At 36.5% G+C, this 1,138-nt stretch carries 1 protein-coding gene; it reads left to right on the plus strand.

Annotated features, from left to right (window positions below; all coding sequences use genetic code 11):
* Positions 1-363: 363 nt before the first annotated feature.
* Positions 364-1,138: class A beta-lactamase (gene bla, locus ABHN01_RS25465; RefSeq protein ID WP_429877860.1), on the plus strand; the 775-nt coding region annotated here is incomplete at its 3' end.

Genomic DNA, 1,138 nt, shown 5'->3' on the forward strand with positions numbered 1-1,138 from the left:
CGTCTCCATTCCTCAACATTTTTACTTAGTTCTGACAAAATTCGTTGATATCTTCTCAAACAAAATCTAATTGTAGTGCCTAATTTTAGCATTTCATTGGTAGTTTATCAATTTACTAATCCTTGTGAACATTATAGCAAAGGGGTAGCAAGGCTTTTCCTGGCTTAAACAGACAACAACTTTATTAAAGTCTTCCTATCTTTTCTAAATTTAAAAATTGACATCATCTGATTACAAATGTAGTATCGTATTACAAGTGTAATCAAGAAAGGGGGTAAAGATAAGTGAATGTTATATCGTGTTGTATCGAGGCCTTCTGTTGCTGCTGTTTTATAAATTTTTTTAGAAAGGGGTTAGATTTTAATGAAATCATGTAACACTATTTTTACTACTTGTAAATTTAAAAAAATTGTACCTGTACTACTTCTCTCATGTTTAATGCTTGTAGGTTGTTCAGAGGATAACACCCATTCTGCTCAATCTAAACAAAAAAATCAAAAAACTTCAATTACAGATGATTTTGCCAAACTTGAGAAAAAATTTGATGCTAGACTTGGCGTCTTTGCACTGGACACTGGTACAAACAAAACAGTAACTTATCGGTCAGATAAGCGTTTTGCATATGCATCTACTCATAAAGCTTTAGCTGTAGGGGCACTCTTACAACAAAAGTCAATAGAAGACCTTAACCAAAGAATTACCTATACCCGTGATGATCTTGTAAATTTTAATCCGATCACAGAGAAGCATGTTGATACAGGAATGACTCTAAAAGAGCTTTGCGATGCTTCTATTCGATACAGTGACAATACTGCGGAAAACCTCATACTTAAGCAACTGGGTGGGCCAAGTGGGCTTAAGAAATCACTCAGGGAGATTGGTGATAATGTTACCAATCCTGAGCGATTTGAGCCAGAGTTAAACGAAGTTAAACCAGGAGAAAAACATGATACTAGCACACCGAGAGCACTTGCTACCAGCCTCCAGGCTTTCGCAATTGGAGACGCACTCCCAACGGAGAAACGTACGATTTTAACAAATTGGCTTAAGAGAAACACCACTGGAGATACATTAATTAGTGCGGGAGTACCGAAAAGTTGGGAAGTTGCAGATAAAACTGGAGCAGGATCATATGGAA

It is taken from the genome of Fictibacillus sp. NRS-1165 (genome assembly GCF_050468105.1).
In the GTDB taxonomy this organism is placed as follows: domain Bacteria; phylum Bacillota; class Bacilli; order Bacillales; family Fictibacillaceae; genus Fictibacillus_C; species Fictibacillus_C terrinigri.